Source organism: Nakamurella sp. (genome assembly GCF_048594475.1).
GTDB lineage: Bacteria > Actinomycetota > Actinomycetes > Mycobacteriales > Nakamurellaceae > Nakamurella.
Genome location: NZ_JBMDXT010000211.1, coordinates 1 through 20,402, shown reverse-complemented (window position 1 = coordinate 20,402; position 20,402 = coordinate 1). Strand labels below are relative to the sequence as shown.

The following is a 20,402-nucleotide window of genomic DNA, read 5'->3' as shown; positions in this document are numbered from 1 at the left end:
CAGCACGACCCGGGCGCTGCGGAACAGTTGGGAGTCCAGCAGGCCGAGCAGCTGCCCGTCGTCGGCCAGATATCCCAGCTCCCGCACGAGCCGCTCGGCGTAGAGCGCCCACCCCTCGGCGTGCGCGGAGTAGTCGGCCATCAGCCGCCGGAAGTCGTTGAGCGTGTCCCGCCGGTACACCGAGGTGGCGATCTGCAGATGATGCCCGGGCACGCCCTCGTGGTAGACGGTGCTGGTCTCGCGCCATGTGGTGAACACCTCGCGGCCCGGTTCCAGCCCCCACCACATCCGCCCCGGCCGGCTCAGGTCGTCGCTGGGGCCGGTGTAGTAGGCGCCGACCATGCCGCCGGGCGGGGCGATGAGGCACTCCAGCCGGCGGATCGGCTCCGGGATGTCGAAGTGCGTGCGGCCGAGTTCGGCGACCGCCCGGTCGGACAGACCCTGCATCCAGGCCTGCAACGCGTCGACCCCGGCGAGCTGGTAGGCCGGGTTCCGGTCCAGCACGGCGGCCGCGCCGGCCGGCCCCTCGCCCGGCGCGATCCGGTCGGCGACCGCGCGCAGCTCGGTCTCGACGGCCAGGAACTCCGCCCACCCCCACCGGTACGTCTCCTCCAGGTCGATCACCGCCCCGAGGAAGTCGCGGGAGGCCAGCTCGTAGCGCTCGCGGCCGACGGCGTCCTGCTCCGGGGCCCGCGGCCGCAGGTCGGACCGGAGGAAGTCGGCCAGCTCGCCGTACGCGGCGTCGGCCGCCGTCGCCGCGGTGGTCAGGTCGGCGGTCAGCGCGTCCGGCAGGTCGGGCACACGGCGGGCGACGCCGTCGACGAAGCCGGTGAAGAAGCCGTCGTCGCCCACCCCACCCGCGTAGGCCAGGCACTGCTCCGCGCACCGGTCGACCTGCCGGACGGCGGCGACCCGGCCGTCGGCGGCGGCGGCGAGCAGGCCCCGGCGGTAGCCCTGCAGGGCGGCCGGGACGGCGGCCAGCCGGCGGGCGATCGTGTCGACCTCGTCGACGGTGCCCGCCGGCATCAGGTCGAACACCTCGCGCACCTCCTGCACCGGCGAGGCGAGCACGTTCAGGTCGGCGTGGGTCCAGCCGGAGCGGTAACGGTCGGCGTCGGCGGCGAGGCGTTCGGCGAGCACCGCGCGCGAGATGTCGTCCGCGGGCCCGGTCGACGGCAGCTCGGCGAGCCGTCGGGCGGTCCCGGTGACCAGGTCGTCCAGCGCCGCCCGGCCGTCCGGGGAGTAGTCGTCCAGCCGGTCCTGCGCCACCGGCAGGCCGATGTAGGTCGCCATGACCGGCCGCCGGACGGCGTACTCCCGGACGTAGGCGTCGGACAGCTCGTCGATCGCCGTCCGCGGCGCGGGCGCGGGGCCGCCCGCGGGGTCGTGGGCACGGTCGCCACCGGGGTGACGATGCGCCTGGTCGGGGCCGGAATCGGGAACGGGCTGGCTGCTCACGGAGTCGGACACAAGCTCGGACGCTACCCCGGCGGTCCCGCTTTCCCGGCGTTGTTTTCCGGCTCCGACCCGGCTCGCCGGTCATCGGGATCCGCGTCCGGGCCCGGGGCGGCGGGCCCGGACGCCGCCGCGCGATCCGGGATCCCGGTGGCCCCGGTGGCCGGCCCGCCGGGGGCGCCCCCCTCGACGGTGCTGCGGTAGACCGACCGCACCGTCAGGTGGGCGGAGACCGGCGCGGTGACGAACTGCAGGATCACGATCAGCACCAGCACGCCGACCACGGCGAGCGACTGCAGCACCAGTCCGACCCCGAGCATCAGCAGCATGATGCCCAGGACCTGGGGCTTGGTGGCCGCGTGGATGCGGCTCATCGTGTCGGGGAAGCGGAGCACCGCGATCCCGGCCAGCAGCGACATCAGCGCGCCCAGCACGATCGCCACCGAGGCGATCCACTCGAGCACGGTCGTCGGGGCGGCAAGTCCGTTCATCGCCCGGTCACCGCCGATCCCGGGGAAGCAGCCGGGCCAGGCTGGCCGAGCCGAGGAAGCCGAGCAGCGACACGACGACCGCGATGACCAGCGTGATCGAGCTGTCGGACACGGCGGCCAGCAGCACGATGACGCCGACCACGATGGCCAGCAGCACGTCGAGCGCGACCGCCCGGTCGATCTGGGTGGGGCCCTTGACCAGGCGGATCGCGGCGAGCACGGCCCCGATGCCGAACATGGTCCCGGCGACGAGCACGGTGATCGTCATCGGCGCGCCCCCCGACCGGACGGGCGGTCGGCCCGCTCGACCTGACGGGTCGGCGTGCGGTCCTCGTCGCCCAGGGCGCGCCGGATGCGATCCTCCTGGGCCAGCACCTGGGCCCGGAACTGGTCGTCGGACTGCTTGTCCGCGTCCAGCACGTGGATGGTCAGGGTCCGGGTGCCGGAATCGGCGTCCACGATCAGGCTGCCGGGCACCAGCGAGACCGCCAGTGCGGTGAGCGCCTCGAGGAAGTCCGAGTCCGACGCCAGCCGCACCTGGGTGATCCGCGGCTGCGGCGGGCGGGGCCGGACGGCCAGCCACCCGACGTGCACGCTGGCCACCACGACGTCCCAGAGGAACCGGCCGATCAGCACGGCCGTCCGCCCGGGGTGCACGCCGAACCGGAAGTGCATGGTCGGCAGCGGGAACAGCAGCAGGATCAGCGCGCTGACCAGTACGCCGAGCAGGATGACCGTCGGCGACGCCGACCCCCACAGCGCCATCCAGACCAGGACGAGCGCCACCAGGGTCATCAGGTAGGGCGCCCACCCGCCGCTGCCCGGGATCCGGGCGCCCCGGATCTCCACCGCCCGCCGGCGCAGCTTGCCCGGGCTCATCCGCCGGCCCCCGTCCCGGGTGACGGGGCGGGCGTCGGCGTCGGGGTCGAGACGGCCCCCGGCGGGGCGGGCACGCCGGCGCCGAGCACGGCGTTCACGTACACGCTGCGGTCGCTCAGGCTGGCCCCGGCCCTGGCCGCGACGTCGTAGATCGGGCCGGCGGCCACCGTCAGCAGCAGGCCGACGGCCACGATCGCGGTGGTCGCGCCGACCATGCCGACCGGCAGCCGGGCGGTCTCCTGCGCGGCCAGCCGGCGCTGCGCCTCCCGGTGCACCCGGCGCCGGGGCAGCAGCGAGCGACCGGACTCGGTCTCCACCGGGTCACCGCCGATGGGCACGGCCTCCGGGACCGGTCGCCAGAACGCCCGGCCCCAGACGCGGATGATCGCGTAGAGGGTGAGCAGGCTGGTCAGGGCGCCGCCGGCGACCAGGACGTAGGCGAGCACCCGGCCGTCCTGCACGCCGGCCTCGAACAGCCCCACCTTGCCCAGGAAGCCCGACAGCGGCGGCACGCCGGCCAGGTTCATGGCCGGGATGAAGAACAGCACCGCCAGCATCGGCGCCGCGCCGGCCAGCCCGCCCAGCCGGGCCAGCACCGTGGTGCCGGCGACCCGCTCCACCAGCCCGACGGCCAGGAACAGCGCGGTCTGCACGAGGATGTGGTGCGCCACGTAGTAGATGGCCGCGGACAGCCCGGTCTCCGAGCCCAGGGCCACGCCGAAGAGCATGTAGCCGATGTGCGAGACCAGGGTGAACGAGAGCATCCGTTTGATGCCGGACTGCGAGATGGCGCCCAGGATCCCGACGATCATGGTGGCCAGCGCGGCGATCATCAGCAGGGTGGCGAACGAGCCGGTCGGGAACAGCAGCGTCTGCACCCGGATGATCGCGTAGATGCCGACCTTGGTGAGCAGGCCGGCGAACACGGCGGTGACCGGCGCCGGCGCGCTGGGATAGGAGTCGGGCAGCCAGGCCGACATCGGGAAGACGGCGGCCTTGATCCCGAACGCCACGAGCAGCAGCGCCTGCAGGGTCGCCACGATCCCGGCCGGCAACGCCGGGATCTTGGTCGACAGGTCGGCCAGGTTCACCGTGCCGGTGGCCGCGTAGACCATGGCGATCCCGGACAGGAAGATCAGCGAGGACAGCAGCGAGACCACGATGTACGGGGCGCCGGCACGCAACCGTTCCCGCGTCCCGCCGGTGGTGAGCAGCACGAAGCTGGCGGTCAGCAGGATCTCGAAACTGACGAACAGGTTGAACAGGTCGCCGGCGACGAAGGCGTTGGACACGCCCGTGATCAGGATCAGGAACGTCGGGTGGAAGATCGAGATCGGCACCTCGGGGCCGACCTCCCGGTCGGCCATGCCCTGCGAGATGCCGTAGACGAGCACGGCCAGCGACACCACGGTGGACACCACGAGCATGAACGCGGCCAGCTCGTCGGCGACCAGCGTGATGCCCAGTGGGGCCGTCCAGCCGCCGATGTGCATCACCATCGGCCCGTTCTGGGTGACCTGGGTGATCATCACCAGCTCGACCAGCAGCTGGATCGACACCACGGTGACCGAGATGGTGCGCTGCACCCGGGGGCGGCGGCTGGCGACCAGCGTGAGCGCGGCGCCGGAGATGGGCAGGATGATCGACATCGGCAGCAGCCAGGTCCAGTTCATCACTCCTCACCCGCCCCGGCCTCGGCGTCGGCGAATTCGTCCGGTTCCAGCTCGTCCTCGATCTCCGGGTCCCTGGTGTTGCGGTAGTTGCGGTAGGCCATCGCGAACAGGAACGTCGAGACGGCCAGGCTGATGACGATGGCGGTCAGGATCAGGGCCTGCGGCAGCGGGTCGGCCACCTGCTCACCGTTCTGCGCCTCGCCCACGATCGGCGGCACCCCGCCCTTGCCGCTGGTGAGCAGGAGCAGGTTGACCGCGTGCCCGGCGAGCAGGAAGCCCAGGATGACCCGGATCAGGTTGCGGGACAGCATCAGGTAGACGCCGGCGGCGAACAGGCCGCCGATGGTCAGCGCCAGCGCGAGATTGGTCGTCACCGGGCCCCCTCCCGGTCCCGGGCGCCGACCGGCGCCTCGCCGCGCTCGAGCAGCCCCTGGCGGTCGAGTTCGGCGCCCATCGCCCGCAACACGTCCAGCACCAGACCGATGACGATGAAGTACACCCCGATGTCGAAGATCGACGAGGTGACGAACTTCAGGTCGCCGAGCACCGGAACGGTCGCCTTGAGGATGGTCGACTCCAGCGCCGCACCCCCGGCCACCACGCCGTAGACGGCGGTCGCGGAGGCGATGAACAGGCCGATGCCCATCAGGATCCCCGGGTCCCACGGCGCGGCCTCACCGAGCTCGTAGGCCCCGCCGGCGATGTACCGCAGGGCCAGCGCCAGCCCGACGATGAGCCCGGCGGCGAACCCGCCGCCCGGCTCGTCGTGCCCGACGAACAGCACGTACACCGAGAAGACCACGATGACGTGGAAGATCATCCGGGTGACGACCTCGAGCAGCAGGGAGCGCCGGGGCATCCAGTTGGTGGCCAGCCACGGCGACGGCTCGTGTGGCCGGCCGGCCCGCACCTCGGGGGCCGGCCGGCGCGGGGCCCGGCCGGTCCGGCGGACCAGGAAGATCATCGACGCGACGCCGGTCGCCGCGGCGATCAGCACGGTCAGCTCGCCGTAGGTGTCCCAGGCCCGGACGTCGACCAGGATCACGTTGACGATGTTGTAGCCGCCGCCGAACTCCACCGCCGGTCCGGCCAACCCGGCCGAGACCGGTTCGGCCACCCGGGTCCCGGGGATGATCAGGGCCAGCATCGTCATCAACGCCCCGGCGGCGACCGCGATGACGGCCCGGAAGCCGTTGCCCCGGTGCTTGGCGAAGAGCACGTCGTCCGGCAGCCGGGTGAGCACGAGCAGCGCGGCGACGAGGGTGATCGTCTCGACCAGGATCTGGGTCAGGGCCAAATCCGGGGCGCCGCGCAGGATGAACAGCACGGCCACCGCGTAACCGACGCCACCGACCATCAGCACCGCCGGCAGCGCCTTGCGGGCCCGCAGGGTCGCCGCGGCCACCGCCAGGATGACCACGCAGATCACCAGGGTGCCCGGCTGGCCCAGCACCTCGACGTCGGCCGGCCCGACCCCCGAGGTCAGCAGCATCGTGCCCGGGAACAGCACCAGCACCATCAGGATGGCGCCCAGGGAGACCGGCAGCGACCCGCGCTGGGTCGCGGTGGTGACGCCGTCGGCGATGCTGTCGACGCCCTTGATGGCCACCCGGTAGGCGACGCCGGGCTCGACCCCGGGCCGGGCGATCCGCTCGCGCCGGCGTTCCCAGGCCCGTTGCCCGGCGAACAGGCCCGCGCCGACCAGCCAGCCGGCGGCCGACAGGGCCAGCGGCAGCGACCAGCCGTGCCACAGGGCCAGCGCGTCCTCGTGCGTCGGCCCGGCGGTCTGCGCATACGACTGCACCAGCGGTTCGAGCAGGCCCGGGGCCAGGCCCAGCACCAGGCCGATGGCCACCATGACCGCCGTCGGGCCGAGCATGAAGGGGCTGGCCGGCGCCGGTTCCGTGGCCGCCACCCCCGGCTTGGCGGCGAACGCCCCCCAGATGAACCGGGCGCTGTAGGCGACGGTGAACGCCGACCCGACGGCCATCGCCACCAGGGCGACGAGCCCCCAGGGGCCGCCGTCGAGCAGGCCCGCGTAGCCGGCCTCCTTGGCGGCGAAGCCGAGCATCGGCGGGATGCCGGCCATGCTGATCGCGGCCAGCGTGGCCAGCCCGGCCAGCAGCGGCATCGACCGGCCCAGTCCGGACAGCCGGGTCAGGTCCCGCGTCCCGGTGGAGGTGTCGATGATGCCGACGCTGAAGAACAGCGGCGCCTTGAAGGTGGCGTGGGCGATCAGCATGGCCAGGCCGCCCAGCAGCGCGTCCGGGTTGCCCGAGCCGATCAGCAGGGTCATCAGGCCCAGCTGGGAGACGGTGCCGTAGGCCAGCAGCAGCTTGAGGTCCCGTTGCCGCAGCGCGATCACCGCGCCGAAAAGCATCGTGGCGCCGCCGAGCACGATCAGCAGCGGCTGCCAGATGCCCAGCACGGCGAACGCCGGACCGAGCCGCAGGAACAGGTAGATGCCGGCCTTGACCATCGTCGCCGCGTGCAGGTACGCGCTGGCCGGAGTGGGCGCGGCCATCGCCCCGGGCAGCCAGAACTGGAACGGCACGATGGCCGACTTGCTGATCCCGCCGACGATCAGCAGCACCACGGACGTGGTGATCAGCGACCCCTGCGGCGGGTCGGCCAGGATCTGCGAGATGGTGAACGTGCCGGCCAGGGTGCCCAGCATGACCGCGCCGACCAGCATGACCAGGCCGCCGCCGGTGGTCACCATCAGCGCCTGGGAGGCGGCCATCCGGGACGACTTCTTGCCAGCCCGATGCGCGATGAGCAGGTAGGACAGGATGCCGGTGAGCTCCCAGAAGATCACCAGCAGGATCAGGTTGTCGGCCCAGACCAGCCCCAGCATGGCGCCCGCGAACGCGACCAGGGAGCCGCTGTACTTGCTCAGACCGTCGTCGTCGGGCGGGAAGTAGCGGGCCGAGTAGAGCAGCACCAGCATGCCGATGAACGCGATGATCAGCGTCAGCGCCATGGCCAGCGCGTCCATCCGCAGGTCGATCGCCAGCTCGAGGTCGGGCACCCACACCGTGCTGGAGGTCAGCGCCCCGCCGTTCAGCACCGACGGCAGCATCGCCGCGGCCCAGACAGTGGTGGCGGCGGGCAGCACGGCCAGCACGATCAGGGCGCCCCGGCCCAGCCGGTGGCACAGCACGGGCGCGAGCACGGCGATGACCAGGTAGAGCAGCAGCTGCCAGGGGGCGAGCGCGAACAGACCGCTGGGGCTCGTCATCGGGCCGCCCCGGAGGGCGTCGGCTCGCCACGAGGGCATGGCGGGTCGAACGGGCGCACGTGTCTCCCGGGTGGTCGGTGGGCTGAGGTATCCACCCTACCGAGTTCCGGTGACTCCTCCGGTGCCGCGCGCACCCACTCCGCCGCCGCCGGACCCGGCCCGCGCGGATCAACAGCGCCGGCGCGGACGAAGTCGTCCCATATGTGACCCATGGGGCGGAAGTCGACGGATTCATCCGCGCCGGCGTCCACCTGGCCGGAGGCCGGGCACGGCGGGGCGGGGTGCGATGCGGCGGGGCGGGGCGGGGTGCGATGCGGCGGGGCGGGGCGGGGCGCTACAGCATCGCGCGGGTGCGCGACGCGTCCGTCTCCAACTCGGCGAAGACCACCCGGATCGCGTCCAGGGAGTCGTTGACGTCGGCGGCCCGGCTCCCGGCATCGGTGTCCACGCCGAGCAGGCCGGCGGTGGTGGACAGCTCGAGCAGCCGGGCGTACAGCTCGCCGACCTCGCCGACCGCGTCGTGCAGCTTGGTCAGCAACTGCCCGCGGCGTTCCCCGATCCGCTGCACGGTGGCCTGCACGTCGGCCGATCCGGGCAGTTGCTGCGCCACGCCGCGGGCCCGGACGAGGGCGTCGTCCACCGCGTCGACGGCCAGGGCCACCGACCGGGCGACGCGTTCGGCCTCGGCGGCCGCGTCGGCGGCCTCGCGGGCGGTCGCTCCGACGGCCGGCGCCTGCGGTGCGGCGGTCAGCCGGCTCAGGTCGGCCCGGTAGCCCTGCAGGGTCTGCAGCATGTCGGCCTGCACGGTGCCGGGGCGCAGCGGCGCCGGTTCGGGGTCGGTGCCGTCCCGGCGCACGGCCCCGCCGACCGCCGCGGCGACGCCCAGCATGCCGACCCCGACCAGCCCGGCCGCCCCGACCGGCAGCCCGACGGCCCAGGCCGAGCCCGCGCCGATGCCGGCGACGACCCGGCTCCCGGGGTCGCGCAGGGCCCGCAGCGCGCGGGCACCGAAGCCGGCCATGCGTTCCTCACCCGCTCCGGTCGTCAGAAGGTCGTCGTCAGAAGGTCGTCGTCAGAAAGTTGGTCGTCAGGAGGTCGTCGTCAGGAGGTGGTCGTCATCGGAAGGTCGCCGTCAGAAGTTGGAGAGCACGTCGGAGAACACCTTGTCGATGCTGGTCGGGTTCCGCGCGTCGTAGGCGGCCGCCCGCGAGGCCTCGGAGATCTGCTGCAGGGTGGCCAGATCGGCGTCGGGGCCGTAGGCGATGGTGAAGACCCGCACGCCGTTCTCCTGGGCGCTGGCCCCCAGCTCGCGCAGCAGGCCGTCGAGATCGTTGTCGGTGTACTCGTTGCGCCCGTCGGTCAGCACCACCACTGCGTTGATGGAGCCGGGGTCCCGCTGCGCGTTCATCGCGTCCGCGGCGTTGCGGGTCGCCGCGTACAGCGGGGTGCCGTTGAGCGGGGTCAGCCCGGCGATGCCATCGACGATCGGCTGCCGGGTCTGCGCCAGCGGGCCGACGTCGACCAGCTCGGTGGTGATCGTGTCCGGGGTGGGCAGGTCGGTGGTGAAGGCCCACAGGCCCATCTGGTCGGTGTCGGTGAGCTGGCCCAGGGCCGAGGTGGCGGCCTTCTTGGCCAGGTCCAGCTTGGAGTCGCTGCCGTACCCGGACTCGCTGGCCATCGACCCGGAGACGTCCATCACCACCAGCACCCGGGCGGGCTTGCGGACCTGCGTCCAGAGCGACCGCACGTCGGCCAGCACGGTCGGCCCTGGTGGGTTGAGGGCCACCGTCACCCCGTCGGCGATGAGCGCCGGGCTGCTGGTGATGGGCTCGCCGGGCCGGTGGTCGGCGGTGCGGAAGCCGGCGTCGGTGAACGCCTTCTGCTGCTCGGGCAGCAGCAGGAAGTCCAGGAAGTCCTGCGCACCGGCCCGCTTGGCCGCGGTGGACCAGGAGGCGTCCAGGATGACGAACGGGCTGTCGCTGTAGAGCGTGCCCTCCTTGGGGTACACCGCGACCAGCGGCACGGTCGGCGGCGCGTGGTCGCCCAGGGTTGCCGGGTTCCCGCTCGGGTTGCCCGCGTTGTAGTCCAGGACGCTCTTCTCCTCCACCGCGACCGCCGACACGTACCCGAGGGCGGCGCCGGCGTCGTCGGCGTGCTGCAGGTTGGTCAGGTAGGTCAGGGTGGTGTCGCCGTAATGGATGACGGCGGTCTCCACGTCCTTGAGGTACTGCTGCACCTCGGGCCGTTGCAGCGCGGCCGGGGTGAGGTCCGACGAGGTGCCGGTGGCCGCGACCAGGGTGCCGACGGTGGCGGCGAGTCCCGAGGTGGACACGGTCGGGTTGGTCTTGCCCAGGGTGAAGCGCCCCCACTCGGGGTGCCCCTTGGCCGCCCAGCCCTGGGGGTCCTTGGCCAGGGCGAGGACGTCGGACCAGCCGATCGGCGTGTCCGGCCAGCCCAGCGCCCGCGCCATCGGCTCGGGCCTGGCCAGGACGAGCGGGGTGGAGACGATGGACCGGGGCGCGGTCAGCGCGTCGGCGGGCAGGATGGTCGGCCGGTCCTTGGCGGTCAGGTCGCTGGCCAGCAGGCTGACCCAGGTCGAGGCGGCCGGGGTCCACGCGTCCGGGGCGGGGCCGTCGAGGGACTCGTCCCAGCCCTGGGCCAGCCGGGCCTCGGCGGTGCCCGAGGCCACCGATGCGACCGCCACGTCGAAGCACGCTCCGTCGACGGTGCGGCCGGCCGCGTTGTAGGTCTGCGCCAGGTCCTGCAGCAGCGCGGCCTTCTCGCTGGAGGCCGCGACGGTGACCCTGGTGCAGCCCGCCCGGGGCGGCGGCGCCGCGGTGGCGGCCGTGGTCGGGCCGGCGTCGGTGCCGGCGCCCTGGTCGTCGCTGCGCGTGGTGAACCAGCGGATGCCCACGATCAGCAGCACGCCGGCGATCACCGCCGCGATGATCGGCACGAGGTTGCCGCGCCGGCGGGACGCTGCCGGCCCGGCCGGACCCGGATAGTTCACCGATGACCCTCCCCTGCCCCGGCCCCGGGGCGTCGGTACCGGCTGCGGCAGTGCCGGCCGGTGCCCCATTGTGCCGGGTCGGGTGGGCCGATCGGGTTACCTTTCGTGGATCCGGACGGTCAGCGCCGGCCCTCGTCCCGGTCGACCTTGCGCCGGGCCAGCTTGGCCACGATCGTGTCGATCCAGCCCATGACGGTCTTCATCGCGCCCTCCTCGGTGTCGGGATCTGCCTCCAGCGTGCCACCGGCGACGATCGGACCCGATCGGGCGGCGATCAGGCCGCGATCAGGCCGCGATCAGGCGACGCCGACGGGCCGGAACTGGATGCTGACCCGGGGGCCGACGGGCCGCGCGGTCTTGGGCACCGCGTGCTCCCAGGTCCGCTGGCAGCTGCCGCCCATCACCACCAGGTCGCCGTGCCCCAGGTGGAACCGCGGGCCCGCGCCCCCGCCGTGCGGGCGCAGGGCCAGGGTGCGGCCGCTGCCCACCGACAGGATCGCGACCATCGTGTCGTGGGTCGCGCCGCGGCCGATGCGGTCGCCGTGCCAGGCCACGCTGTCGGCACCGTCGCGGTACAGGCACAACCCGGCGGTGACGAAGCGGTCCGCCGGTGCCGGCCGGTAGTGGCGGTTCAACGCGGCCCGGGCGGCGGCCAGCACCGGGTGCGGGAACGGCTCCGGCTCCCCCGGCGCGCCCGAGTACCAGCACAGCAGGCGCGGCACGGCCACCTGCCGGTCGTACATCTGACGTTCCTCGGCGCGCCAGGGCACGTCGCGCAGCAGGGCGTCCAGCACCGGCTCGGAGCCGGCCAGCCAACCCGGCCGGTGGTCGACCCAGGCCCCGGCGGACAGCTCGGTGCGCGTCATGTCCTCGAGCGATCCGAGGGCCGGAGCCGCGGGGCCGTCGCCGTCGGCCGGGGTGTCGAACATCGAGGGCTGGTGCAGCACGCTCATGGGCTGCACCGTACACCGTGTTCGAACGTGTGTGCAGAGCCCCTCACGCCCGCCCCGCTCCGTTCGACCGGACCGAACTCCCGGTCGACCCGCAGCGGTGAACCCGGCCGTGGAGCCCGCCCGCCGGACGGATCCGGGGACGGGCTTGACTGGAGCCATGACCGACGACGACCCCGACCTGCGCATCGAGACCGTGGCGATCACCGCGGGCCGTCCGAGCCCGTCCCCGGGGCACCCGCTGAGCACACCCATCGTGCTGGCCTCGAACTTCCGCGCCGACGGGCCGGTCGAGTACGCCCGCGACGGCGGCACCGACACCTGGCAGGCCCTGGAGACGGCGGTGGGCGCGCTCGAGGGCGGGGTCGCGGTCGCGTTCGCCTCGGGCATGGCCGCCGCGGCCGCGATCCTGGAGACCCTGCCGACCGGGGCGTCGGTCGTCGTGCCGGCCGATTGCTACGCCGGGGTGCGGACCCTGCTGGACGACGGGGCCGCGCACGGCCGGTGGAAGGTCACCGCGGTCGACATCACCGACACCGCGGCCACCGAGCAGGCGGCGTGGGCCGCCGACCTGCTCTGGCTGGAGTCGCCGACCAACCCGCTGATCGACATCGCCGACCTGCCGCGGCTGTGCGCGTTCGGCCGCGACCGGGGCGCGGTGGTGGTCGTGGACAACACCTTCGCCACCGCGTTGCTGCAGCGGCCGCTGGACCTGGGCGCCGACTACGTCCTGCACAGCGCGACCAAGTTCATCGGCGGTCATTCCGATCTGCTCAGCGGCGTCGTGGTCGCCCGGGATGCCGGGCGCGCCGCGCCGATCCGGCGCCGCCGGCAGCTGGCCGGCGGGACGCCGGGGGCGCTCGAGTCCTACCTGGCGTTGCGCGGCCTGCGCACCATGCCGGTGCGGCTGGAACGGGCCCAGGCCTCGGCCGGGGTGCTCGCCACCCGGCTGGCCGGCCACCCCGCGGTCACCCGCGTCCGTTACCCCGGCCTGCCCGAGGATCCCGGCCACCGGCGGGCGGCGGCCCAGATGACGGGATTCGGATCGATGCTCTCGTTCGAGGTCGCCGGTGGGGCCGGACCGGCCGACGCGGTGTGCGCGGCGGTGCGGGTGGCGGTGGCGGCGACGTCGCTGGGCGGCGTGGAGACCACCCTCGAACGGCGGGCCAAGCTGGCCGGCCAGGGGCACATCCCGCCCGGGCTGATCCGGATGAGCGTGGGCATCGAGCACGTCGAGGACCTCTGGACCGATCTGGACCGTGCTCTGGCGGTCGCCCGGGCCGAGCCGGCCGGCTGATCGGCCGACCGGCGGGCGCGAGCCGCGGACCCGGGGCCGGGCGCGGCCGGCGGGCCGGACCCGCTCCGGTCAGCCGGTCGCGGCCGGTCCCGGGTCCGGTTCCAGCGCCGGCAGCCCGTCCACGCTGACCGCGTTCTTGCGGGCCCAGTAGTCGTGGAAGTACTGCTCTCCGTGCTCGCCCTCGTTGCGCCGGTGCACGCGGTCCAGCACGTCGCGGTCGGCGCGGAAGTCCATCAACGGGATGGAGAAGCCGCAGCTGTCGGAGATCCGGGTCAGCTCGATCACCACGATCGCGCGCTGCCCGGCCGTCGCCGGCTTGCCGAACCGGGCCCGCAGGGGGTCGAACTCGGCGGCCCCGGGCCGGACGACCCGGCCGTGGCCGTGCAGCCGGACGATCCGCGGGGGCCCGTCGAAGGCGCAGAACATGACCACGATCCGGCCGTTGTCCCGCAGGTGCGCGATGGTCTCGGCGCCGGAGCCGGTGTAGTCCAGGTAGCCGACATGGGTCGGGTCGAGCACGGCGAAGGTCCCGCCCATGCCCTTGGGCGAGAGGTTCACCAGGCCGTCCGACCCGGACGGGGCGGTTGCCACGAAGAACATGTGCTGGCGGTCGATCCAGTCCTGCAGCTTGCCGTCGATCGCGGCGAACACCTGACCCATGGCCCGATCGTGCCACCCGGCGGCGGCCCCCGGCCGGACCGGGTCAGGCGATCGGCAGCAGCCGCTCGGACCCGCGCAGCATCAGGCTCGTCGGCAGCACGACCGTGCGGAAGGGTGCGTCGTCCCCGGCCAGCCGGGCGAGGGCCAGGCCGGCGGCGGCCCGGCCCATGGCCGCGATGTCCTGGGTCACCACCGAGATCGGCGGGTTGACCAGCGCGGCCGCCTCGAACTCGTCGAACCCGATCAGCGGCAGGAACGTCTCGCCCAGCCGGAACGCGCGCAGGGCGCCGAAGGCCGATCGGTTGTTGGCCGCGAACACGGCGTCGGCCCGGCCGCGGCCGAGCAGCTCCAGCACGACCCGCATCGCCTCGTCGGTGGTGTGCGCGGTGTCCACGACCAGGTCGTCGTCCAGGGGCACCCCCCGCTCCGCGAGGGCCTGCCGGTAGCCCGCGAGCCGCTCCCCCATCGTGAAGATCTCCACCGAGTCCCCGACGAACGCGATCGACCGGGCGCCGCCGTCCAGCAGGGCCCGGGTCGCCGCGAGGGCGCCGCCGGCGTTGTCGGCCAGCACCGTGTCGGCGGCGAAGTCGGCCGGCCGGTCGACGAACACCAGCGGCGGCAGCGGCGGCGGGATCTGCCGCCACGGCCGCCCGGGGGCGCGGGGCGGCACGTCGATGATCGCGTCGACCTGCTGCTCCAGCAGCCGGTCGACCAAGCGGTCGTGGCGCGGCCCGTTCTCCTCCGAGCTGGCGATGGTGAGCATGTAGCCCGACTCCGCGGCCCCCAGTTCGATCGCCCGGGCCAGCGCGGCGAAGTACGGGTTCGACAGGTCGCTGATGATCAGCCCGATCATCTTGGCGCTCTGACCGGGCCGGATCCGGGCCGCGGCCATGTTGCGCCGGTATCCCAGATCGTCGATCGCCTGCCGGATCCGTTCGGCGAAGTCGGGCCCGATGGTGGGGTCGCCGTTGACGTACCGGGACACGGTCTTGAGCGCGACCCCGGCCTGCCGGGCCACGTCGTTCATCGTGGGCTTGCGCTGCACAGACCCTCCGGGGCGATGGCTCGGTCCGTCGGACCTGGTGACCCGATGGTATTGCCGCAGCCCGGAGTTGCCGGGATCAGCCCAGCGCCACCGCGGCGGCGCGGGCCCCGCGCTCGGCCAGCTCCGCCCGGGCGGCCACGAACGCGGCCCGGAACCGGGCGTCACCGGCCAGCTCGCCGAACACCACGGGCGGGTCCAGGAAGGCGCCCGGCGTCCGTCGCTCGGCCTCCACCGCGGCCTGCAGGCCGGCCCGGCGCCGGTCCGGGGAGATCTCGAGCGGGGCGCCGGCGTCGGTCGCGCCCTCCAGGTAGCGGCTCCAGGCGGCCACGGCCAGGGTGGCCCGGCGGATGTCGCCGCCCGCGGCGAGCCGGTCGCGCAGCACGGGCAGCACGAACGTGGGGATGCGGACCGATGCGTCGACGGTCTGCCGGGCGAGCGTGTCCAGGATGGCCTCGCTGCCGAACCGCTCGATCAGCGACCGGCAGTACGCGGTCAGGTCGATGCCCGGCACCGGGTCCAGCGTCGGGATGGCCTCGGCGTGCAGGTAGCCGAGCAGGAACTCGGCGAACTCGGGGTCGCGGCAGAATTCGTGCACGTAGCTGAAGCCGGCCAGCGCGCCGAGGTAGCTCATCACCTGGTGGGAGGCGTTGAGCAGGCGCAGTTTCATCTTCTCGTAGGGGGGGACGTCCGGCACGATCTGCACGCCCACCTGCTCCAGGGCGGGACGTCCGGCGCTGAACCGGTCCTCGATCACCCACTGGCGGAAGGCCTCGGACCGCACCGGAGCGGCGTCGGTGACGCCGTAGCCGGTCACCGCCGCCCGCACGGCGTCGGTGGTGACCGGGGTGATCCGGTCGACCATCGAGTTGGGGAACGCGACCTGCGCACCGATCCAGTCGGCCAGCTCCGGATCACCGGCGCGGGCGAACCCCGTGAGCGCGGCCCGGGTGACGGCGCCGTTGTGCTGGATGTTGTCGCAGGACAGGACGGTGAACGGGGCCGTGCCGGCGGCCCGCCGCGCGGCCAGCGCCGCGACGATCAACCCGAACCCGCTGCGCGGCGGCGTCTGCCCGGCCAGGTCGGCCAGGGTCAGCGGGTCGCTCGGCTCGAACTGCCCGGTGGCGTCGTCGATCCCGTAGCCGCCCTCGGTGATGGTGAGCGTGACGATCCGGGTGGCCGGGTCGGCCATCCGGTCGATCACCGCCTGCGGATCGTCCGGGGCGTGCAGGTGGGCGACGTGCGAACCGACCACCCGGGCGGCGGTGGCCCCGGCCCCGTCCACCGTCAGCAGCGTGTACAGGCCGTCCTGGGCGGCCAGCGCGTCCCGGATCCCGCTGTCCTGCGGCAGCACGCCGACCCCGCAGATGCCCCAGGCCCGGTCGCCGGCGGCCAGCACGTCGTCGACGTACACGGCCTGGTGCGCCCGGTGGAACGCCCCGACCCCGATGTGCACGATCCCGACGGTGACGTCGGCCCGGTCGTAGGCGGGAACGGCCACCCGCGGGTCGAGGGCGGCCAGGGCGTCGGCGCTGAGCGAAGGCATCGGGACTCCGGGGGCGAGGGCCGCGGGCCGGGCCGGGTGGGCGCGGACGCGGGGTGGGCGAGCAGCGGTCGCGGCGCCGGCGGCGCGGCGACGCGGAACACCGGGCGGCCAGGGCTGATCCGCTCGATCTGCGGCCACGATAGGAGAGCCGTGTCACGCGTGTCAAGAGTCCGGCGGCCATCATGTCCCGCCCCACCGTTGGGCCCCGGGCCGCCATCAAGACACGCGTGACATGGAGGCTGCGGGCCGCTAGGCTGACCCGATCGAGCGCGGGCCGGACCGGCCGTTGCGGCCCCACCTGCATCCCGAACTCTCCTGTTCACCAACCTGTTCCGACACCCTGGAGTACTCATGACCGACTTCGACGGACGCACGATCCTGGTCACCGGCGCCGCCGGTGGCATCGGGGGCGCGGTCGTCCGCCAGCTCACGGCGGCCGGCGCGCAGGTGATCGCGGCCGGCCGGACGGCCGCGGGCCTGGACCCGATCATCGCCGAGACAGGATCCCGGCCATTGGTTTTCGACCTCGGTGAGGAGGACAGCGTGCGGGACGCGCTGGACGGCCTCGACCTGTACGGGGTGGTCAACTGCGCCGGCTTCGGTGGCGAGATCGCCACCCCGATGGACACGGACATCTCGGTGTTCGACAAGGTGATCAGCACCAACGCGCGGGGGGCCCTGCTGGTCACCAAGTACACGTCGCGGTCGATGATCCGGCTCGGGCGCGGCGGCTCGATCGTCAACGTCTCCAGCCAGGCGAGCCTGGTCGCGCTGACCGGGCACATCTCGTACGGGTCGTCGAAGGCGGCGCTGGACAACATCACCCGGGTCTCCGCCCTCGAACTGGGCCGGTACGGCATTCGGGTCAACAGCGTGAACCCGACCGTGGTGATGACCCCGATGTCGGCCTGGTACTGGGGCCGGGAGGACGTCGGTGGCCCGTTCCTGGACGCCATGCCGCTGCACCGGTGGGCCACCGAGGACGAGATCGCCGCCCCGATCGTGTTCCTGCTCGGCGACGGCGCCTCGATGATCTCCGGGGTCAGCCTGCCCATCGACGGCGGCTTCACCTGCCGCTGACCGATCGGACGATCGCCCGGCCGGAGGACGGCCCGGCCGGAGCAGAAGGAGGCGCGGTCGTGGCGACCATGCGGGACGTGGCCGCCCGGGCGGGGGTCAGCGCCAAGACCGTCTCCCGGGTGTTCAACCAGGATCCCCACGTCAGTGAGGCCACCCGGCAACGGGTCTCGGCGGCGCTGGACGAGCTGAACTACGTGCCCAACGCGATCCCGACCACCCTGCGCAACGGGCGCGCCCCGGTGATCGGGGTGGCCGTTCCGGACATCGTGGACCCGTTCTTCGCCCAGCTGGCCCGCGCCGCCGAACTGCACGCCGCGCGGCGGGGCATGTCGGTCATCATCGCCAGCCTGGGCAGCGCCGAGCGGGAGCCCGAGGTGGTGCAGGCGATGCTCCGGCAGGCGCTGACCGGGCTCATCATCGCCCCGGTCGGCGACGACCACGGCTACCTCCGGGCCTGGGTCGACCGGATTCCGGTGGTGTTCGCCGACCGGCCGCCGGTGGGCCTGACCGCCGACCTCTTCGTCGCCGACGACCGCCGCGGGGCCCATCTGGCCACCACCCACCTGGCCGACCACGGCCACACCCGGATCGCCTTCCTGGGCGACACCCTGACCCTGCCGACGACGCTGGACCGGCTCGCCGGGTACCGGTCGGCGGTCGGCGACGCCGGGCTCACGCTCGACGAGCGGCTGATCGTGCTCGGGGCGACGGACCGGGCCGGGGCGGCCGCCGCCGTGGCCGCCCTGGACCGGCTCGACGACCGGCCCACCGCCCTGTTCTGCACCAACGCGCGGGCCGCCGTCGGGCTGGTCCCGGCGTTGCGCTCGCGGTCGATGGCGGTCACCACCTTCGGCGACTTCCCGCTGGCCGACCTGCTGCAACCGTCACTGACGGTCATCGACCAACACCCGCACCGCATGGGTGAACTTGCCGCGCAACGCATCTCGGACCGCCTGCACCAGCCCCGAGGCCGCTGGCCGCGGCGCACGGTCGTGCCGGTCGAGCTGGTGGAGCGGGAGTCCTGCCGGGTCACCACCACCCCGGACGGTCCGCCGGATCGACGGTGATGCGCAGCTCGTGCCGCCGCACCCCGCCGGGCGGCACCAGCGGCGCGCCGGCGCCGGGCCCCGACCGGGCCGGGCCGAACAGCGGTGCGCTGGCCGGCTCGATGCCCAGCGCCCAGCGGCGACGGGTCGGCAGCGTCCACTGGTAGGCGTGCGGCAGGGTGTCCGCCGACCAGGCCAGTTCGACCGCCGGACCCCGCGGAGCGGTGACCACGACCCGGACGAACCCGTCCGCGTCGACCCGCGGCTCGTGGTGGGCGACGACGGACTCGGTGATCTCCTCCGTCGGCTCGGGCATGATCGAGGGATCGGGCACCGCCGGGCACGGCTCGCGCTCGACCCGGCGGGTGCCGGGCCAGCGCACCGTCGTTCCGGGGAGCAGGATCGGCGCCCCCAGGTTCAGGTGGTAGAGCAGCGCGGCCGGGAAGGCCCCCGGGCCGTCGTTGTGCAGGTCGTCGACCACCCGCAGGACGGCGGCGCCGCCGGGCTGCACGCTCGACTCGACGACCCGTTCCAGCCGCGCGCTCGGCCCGAAGACACTTGCGTACTCGACCGTCCCGGCCAGCCGGGCGAACGGGACGCCGTCCCGCACGCCGGCGCAGCGTTCCAGCAGGCGACCGGGCCGGTGATGGTGGCTGCCGTGCAGGCCGGCCCGGCCGGTGGCCGGTCCGATGTTCTCCGGACCGCACGTCACCAGCAGCCCCCCGACGAACCGGGCGAGCCAGGCGTCCCCCGCGGGGACGTCGAGCGGCCGGGGGTCGGCCACCGGCGAGACCCAGGACAGCGGCCACCCGCCGGCGGCGGCCCGGCCGATGTCGAACCCCCGGTCGGGCAGCACGTCCAGATCCAGCCCGCCGGCCACCCGGACCCGGATCGTCCGCCCGTCCGGACCGTCGTGCTCGGTGACGCCGGCGATGGCGTCGGTGCGGGCCAGCAGCCCGCGCGCGTACAGGTCCGCCGCCCCGCCGGGGCGGTCGGGCACCCCTGGCCCGGTCCGCGGGTCGGGGGCGTCCGCCGGCAGGGCGGGCACCGGCACCAGGATCGGCGGCTGTCCAGGCCCCTGGGTCATCGTCGCCGCCCGTCAGGCCGCGGGCGGGCGGGCCAGCAGCAGCCGGCCGGCCCCGTCCACGGTCCGCTCGGTGCAGCCGGCCGGGAGCAGGGCCGTTCGGCCGGCCGGCAGCGCGAGCGGGCCCCCGGGTCCGGGTACGTGCAGGAGCCCGTCGAGCACGACCAGCACGGCGAACCCCGATCCGAGCTCCGTCGGGCCGGCCACGTCGACGCGCTCCAGCCGGAAGTACTCGTCGGCGGCGGCCGGAAGGCCGGCCGTCGCGGCGTCCGCCCGCACGATCAGCGCATCGATCTCCGCGGCCCCCCGGCCCGTGCGCTCGACCGCCAGCAGGGCCTTGTCGAAGCCGAGACCCAGGTGGCCGTCGACGGTTCCGTCCAGGTCGAAGTCCCGCCACTCGAGCAGGATCGACAGGTCCTCGGGCTCCTGGACCTCGGTGAGCAGGACCCCGGCCCCGATCGCGTGCAGCACCCCGGGCGGTACGTACACCCGGTCGCCCGGGGCCACCGGGACGCGGTGCAGCAGATCGAGCAGGGTCTCGGTGTCCTGCCGGTCGACCAGGTCCCGCAGCTCCGCGAGCGCGACGTCGCGCCGCAGGCCCAGGTGGACCTCACCCCCGGTCATGATCGACCAGGCCTCCGCCTTGCCGTGCGCGGCGCCCAGCTCGGCCCGCGCGAACGCGCCGTCCGGGTGGGCGTGCACGGGCAGCCGCTGGCCCGCGTCGAGCAGCTTGACCAGCAGTTTGGTGTCCACGCCGTACCGGTTCAGGTGGGCCTGGCCCAACCAGTACCGCGGGTCGGCGGCGATGGCCGCGGCCAGGTCGGTGCCGTCCGGCAGGACGGTGCGGCCGACCGGGTCGTGCCCCCGCACGCAGGTGGTGGAGCCGACCCAGTCCTCCGGCGTGTTCGGCGGGGCCGCCGGATCGCGACGGAAGTCCGAGATCCGGCG

At 74.1% G+C, this 20,402-nt stretch carries 18 protein-coding genes; 3 read left to right on the top strand and 15 right to left on the bottom strand.

Features of this window, described 5'->3' with window-relative positions:
- The 10 genes from ACOJUF_RS09890 to ACOJUF_RS09845 form a co-directional block, all read right to left on the bottom strand.
- Positions 1-1,470, bottom strand: a 1,470-nt coding sequence (locus ACOJUF_RS09890) for a DUF885 domain-containing protein (protein ID WP_420121687.1), incomplete at its 3' end; no start/stop codon positions are given.
- An 11-nt stretch (positions 1,471-1,481) separates the two neighbouring features.
- Positions 1,482-1,946, bottom strand: coding sequence for a monovalent cation/H(+) antiporter subunit G (gene mnhG, locus ACOJUF_RS09885; RefSeq protein WP_420121686.1), 465 nt, complete (start codon positions 1,944-1,946; stop codon positions 1,482-1,484).
- 7 nt (positions 1,947-1,953) lie between these two features.
- Positions 1,954-2,214: a monovalent cation/H+ antiporter complex subunit F gene (locus ACOJUF_RS09880; protein WP_420121685.1), complete on the bottom strand. Its 261-nt coding sequence runs from the start codon at positions 2,212-2,214 to the stop codon at positions 1,954-1,956.
- Complete coding sequence (locus ACOJUF_RS09875) at positions 2,211-2,825, bottom strand: Na+/H+ antiporter subunit E (RefSeq protein WP_420121684.1); 615 nt, start codon at positions 2,823-2,825, stop codon at positions 2,211-2,213. The genes ACOJUF_RS09880 and ACOJUF_RS09875 overlap by 4 nt, the downstream gene beginning before the upstream one ends.
- Positions 2,822-4,498: a Na+/H+ antiporter subunit D gene (locus ACOJUF_RS09870; protein WP_420121683.1), complete on the bottom strand. Its 1,677-nt coding sequence runs from the start codon at positions 4,496-4,498 to the stop codon at positions 2,822-2,824. The genes ACOJUF_RS09875 and ACOJUF_RS09870 overlap by 4 nt, the downstream gene beginning before the upstream one ends.
- Positions 4,498-4,872: a sodium:proton antiporter gene (locus tag ACOJUF_RS09865; protein ID WP_420121682.1), complete on the bottom strand. Its 375-nt coding sequence runs from the start codon at positions 4,870-4,872 to the stop codon at positions 4,498-4,500. Before ACOJUF_RS09865 ends, ACOJUF_RS09870 begins: the two co-directional genes overlap by 1 nt.
- Positions 4,869-7,739 carry a Na+/H+ antiporter subunit A gene (locus ACOJUF_RS09860; protein WP_420121681.1) on the bottom strand — a complete coding sequence of 957 codons (2,871 nt, stop codon included), beginning with the start codon at positions 7,737-7,739 and terminating at the stop codon, positions 4,869-4,871. Before ACOJUF_RS09860 ends, ACOJUF_RS09865 begins: the two co-directional genes overlap by 4 nt.
- A gap of 334 nt (positions 7,740-8,073) precedes the next feature.
- On the bottom strand, positions 8,074-8,760 hold the full coding sequence (locus ACOJUF_RS09855; protein WP_420121680.1) for a hypothetical protein: 687 nt from the start codon (positions 8,758-8,760) through the stop codon (positions 8,074-8,076).
- A gap of 111 nt (positions 8,761-8,871) precedes the next feature.
- A complete protein-coding gene (locus tag ACOJUF_RS09850) occupies positions 8,872-10,749 on the bottom strand; it encodes a substrate-binding and vWA domain-containing protein (RefSeq protein ID WP_420121679.1) in 1,878 nt (625 codons plus the stop codon).
- A gap of 296 nt (positions 10,750-11,045) precedes the next feature.
- Positions 11,046-11,702 carry an alpha-ketoglutarate-dependent dioxygenase AlkB gene (locus ACOJUF_RS09845; protein ID WP_420121678.1) on the bottom strand — a complete coding sequence of 219 codons (657 nt, stop codon included), beginning with the start codon at positions 11,700-11,702 and terminating at the stop codon, positions 11,046-11,048.
- Positions 11,703-11,859: 157 nt separating this feature from the next.
- Between ACOJUF_RS09845 and ACOJUF_RS09840 the strand changes: the two genes are divergently transcribed.
- Complete coding sequence (locus tag ACOJUF_RS09840) at positions 11,860-12,996, top strand: trans-sulfuration enzyme family protein (RefSeq protein WP_420121677.1); 1,137 nt, start codon at positions 11,860-11,862, stop codon at positions 12,994-12,996.
- Between the two features lie 69 nt (positions 12,997-13,065).
- On the opposite strand, the gene ACOJUF_RS09835 is transcribed toward ACOJUF_RS09840, so the two are convergent.
- The 3 genes from ACOJUF_RS09835 to ACOJUF_RS09825 form a co-directional block, all read right to left on the bottom strand.
- Complete coding sequence (locus tag ACOJUF_RS09835; RefSeq protein ID WP_420121676.1) at positions 13,066-13,656, bottom strand: pyridoxamine 5'-phosphate oxidase family protein; 591 nt, start codon at positions 13,654-13,656, stop codon at positions 13,066-13,068.
- Positions 13,657-13,699: 43 nt separating this feature from the next.
- Positions 13,700-14,701 (bottom strand): LacI family DNA-binding transcriptional regulator, encoded by a 1,002-nt coding sequence (locus ACOJUF_RS09830; protein ID WP_420121675.1) that lies wholly within the window; start codon positions 14,699-14,701, stop codon positions 13,700-13,702.
- Between the two features lie 76 nt (positions 14,702-14,777).
- A complete protein-coding gene (locus tag ACOJUF_RS09825) occupies positions 14,778-16,244 on the bottom strand; it encodes a mannitol dehydrogenase family protein (protein WP_420121674.1) in 1,467 nt (488 codons plus the stop codon).
- Positions 16,245-16,595: 351 nt separating this feature from the next.
- Between ACOJUF_RS09825 and ACOJUF_RS09820 the strand changes: the two genes are divergently transcribed.
- Together ACOJUF_RS09820 and ACOJUF_RS09815 are read left to right on the top strand one after the other, a co-directional pair.
- Positions 16,596-17,324, top strand: a complete 729-nt coding sequence (locus ACOJUF_RS09820; RefSeq protein ID WP_420121673.1) for an SDR family oxidoreductase — start codon at positions 16,596-16,598, stop codon at positions 17,322-17,324.
- Between the two features lie 68 nt (positions 17,325-17,392).
- On the top strand, positions 17,393-18,391 hold the full coding sequence (locus ACOJUF_RS09815) for a LacI family DNA-binding transcriptional regulator (RefSeq protein ID WP_420121688.1): 999 nt from the start codon (positions 17,393-17,395) through the stop codon (positions 18,389-18,391).
- Here the strand turns inward: ACOJUF_RS09815 and ACOJUF_RS09810 are convergent.
- Positions 18,354-19,418: a DUF4432 family protein gene (locus ACOJUF_RS09810; RefSeq protein ID WP_420121672.1), complete on the bottom strand. Its 1,065-nt coding sequence runs from the start codon at positions 19,416-19,418 to the stop codon at positions 18,354-18,356. The genes ACOJUF_RS09815 and ACOJUF_RS09810 overlap by 38 nt on opposite strands.
- Before the next feature lie 51 nt (positions 19,419-19,469).
- On the bottom strand, positions 19,470-20,402 hold a 933-nt coding region (locus tag ACOJUF_RS09805), incomplete at its 5' end, for a class I mannose-6-phosphate isomerase (protein ID WP_420121671.1).

Coding starts and splice junctions, on each gene's coding strand:
- ACOJUF_RS09845 (WP_420121678.1), bottom strand. CDS start 11,702: ATGAGCGTGCTGCACCAGCCCTCGATGTTCGACACCCCGGCCGACGGC.
- ACOJUF_RS09870 (WP_420121683.1), bottom strand. CDS start 4,498: ATGAACTGGACCTGGCTGCTGCCGATGTCGATCATCCTGCCCATCTCC.
- ACOJUF_RS09875 (WP_420121684.1), bottom strand. CDS start 2,825: ATGAGCCCGGGCAAGCTGCGCCGGCGGGCGGTGGAGATCCGGGGCGCC.
- ACOJUF_RS09860 (WP_420121681.1), bottom strand. CDS start 7,739: ATGACGAGCCCCAGCGGTCTGTTCGCGCTCGCCCCCTGGCAGCTGCTG.
- ACOJUF_RS09825 (WP_420121674.1), bottom strand. CDS start 16,244: ATGCCTTCGCTCAGCGCCGACGCCCTGGCCGCCCTCGACCCGCGGGTG.
- ACOJUF_RS09835 (WP_420121676.1), bottom strand. CDS start 13,656: ATGGGTCAGGTGTTCGCCGCGATCGACGGCAAGCTGCAGGACTGGATC.
- ACOJUF_RS09820 (WP_420121673.1), top strand. CDS start 16,596: ATGACCGACTTCGACGGACGCACGATCCTGGTCACCGGCGCCGCCGGT.
- ACOJUF_RS09815 (WP_420121688.1), top strand. CDS start 17,393: ATGCGGGACGTGGCCGCCCGGGCGGGGGTCAGCGCCAAGACCGTCTCC.
- ACOJUF_RS09840 (WP_420121677.1), top strand. CDS start 11,860: ATGACCGACGACGACCCCGACCTGCGCATCGAGACCGTGGCGATCACC.
- ACOJUF_RS09855 (WP_420121680.1), bottom strand. CDS start 8,760: ATGGCCGGCTTCGGTGCCCGCGCGCTGCGGGCCCTGCGCGACCCCGGG.
- mnhG (WP_420121686.1), bottom strand. CDS start 1,946: ATGAACGGACTTGCCGCCCCGACGACCGTGCTCGAGTGGATCGCCTCG.
- ACOJUF_RS09880 (WP_420121685.1), bottom strand. CDS start 2,214: ATGACGATCACCGTGCTCGTCGCCGGGACCATGTTCGGCATCGGGGCC.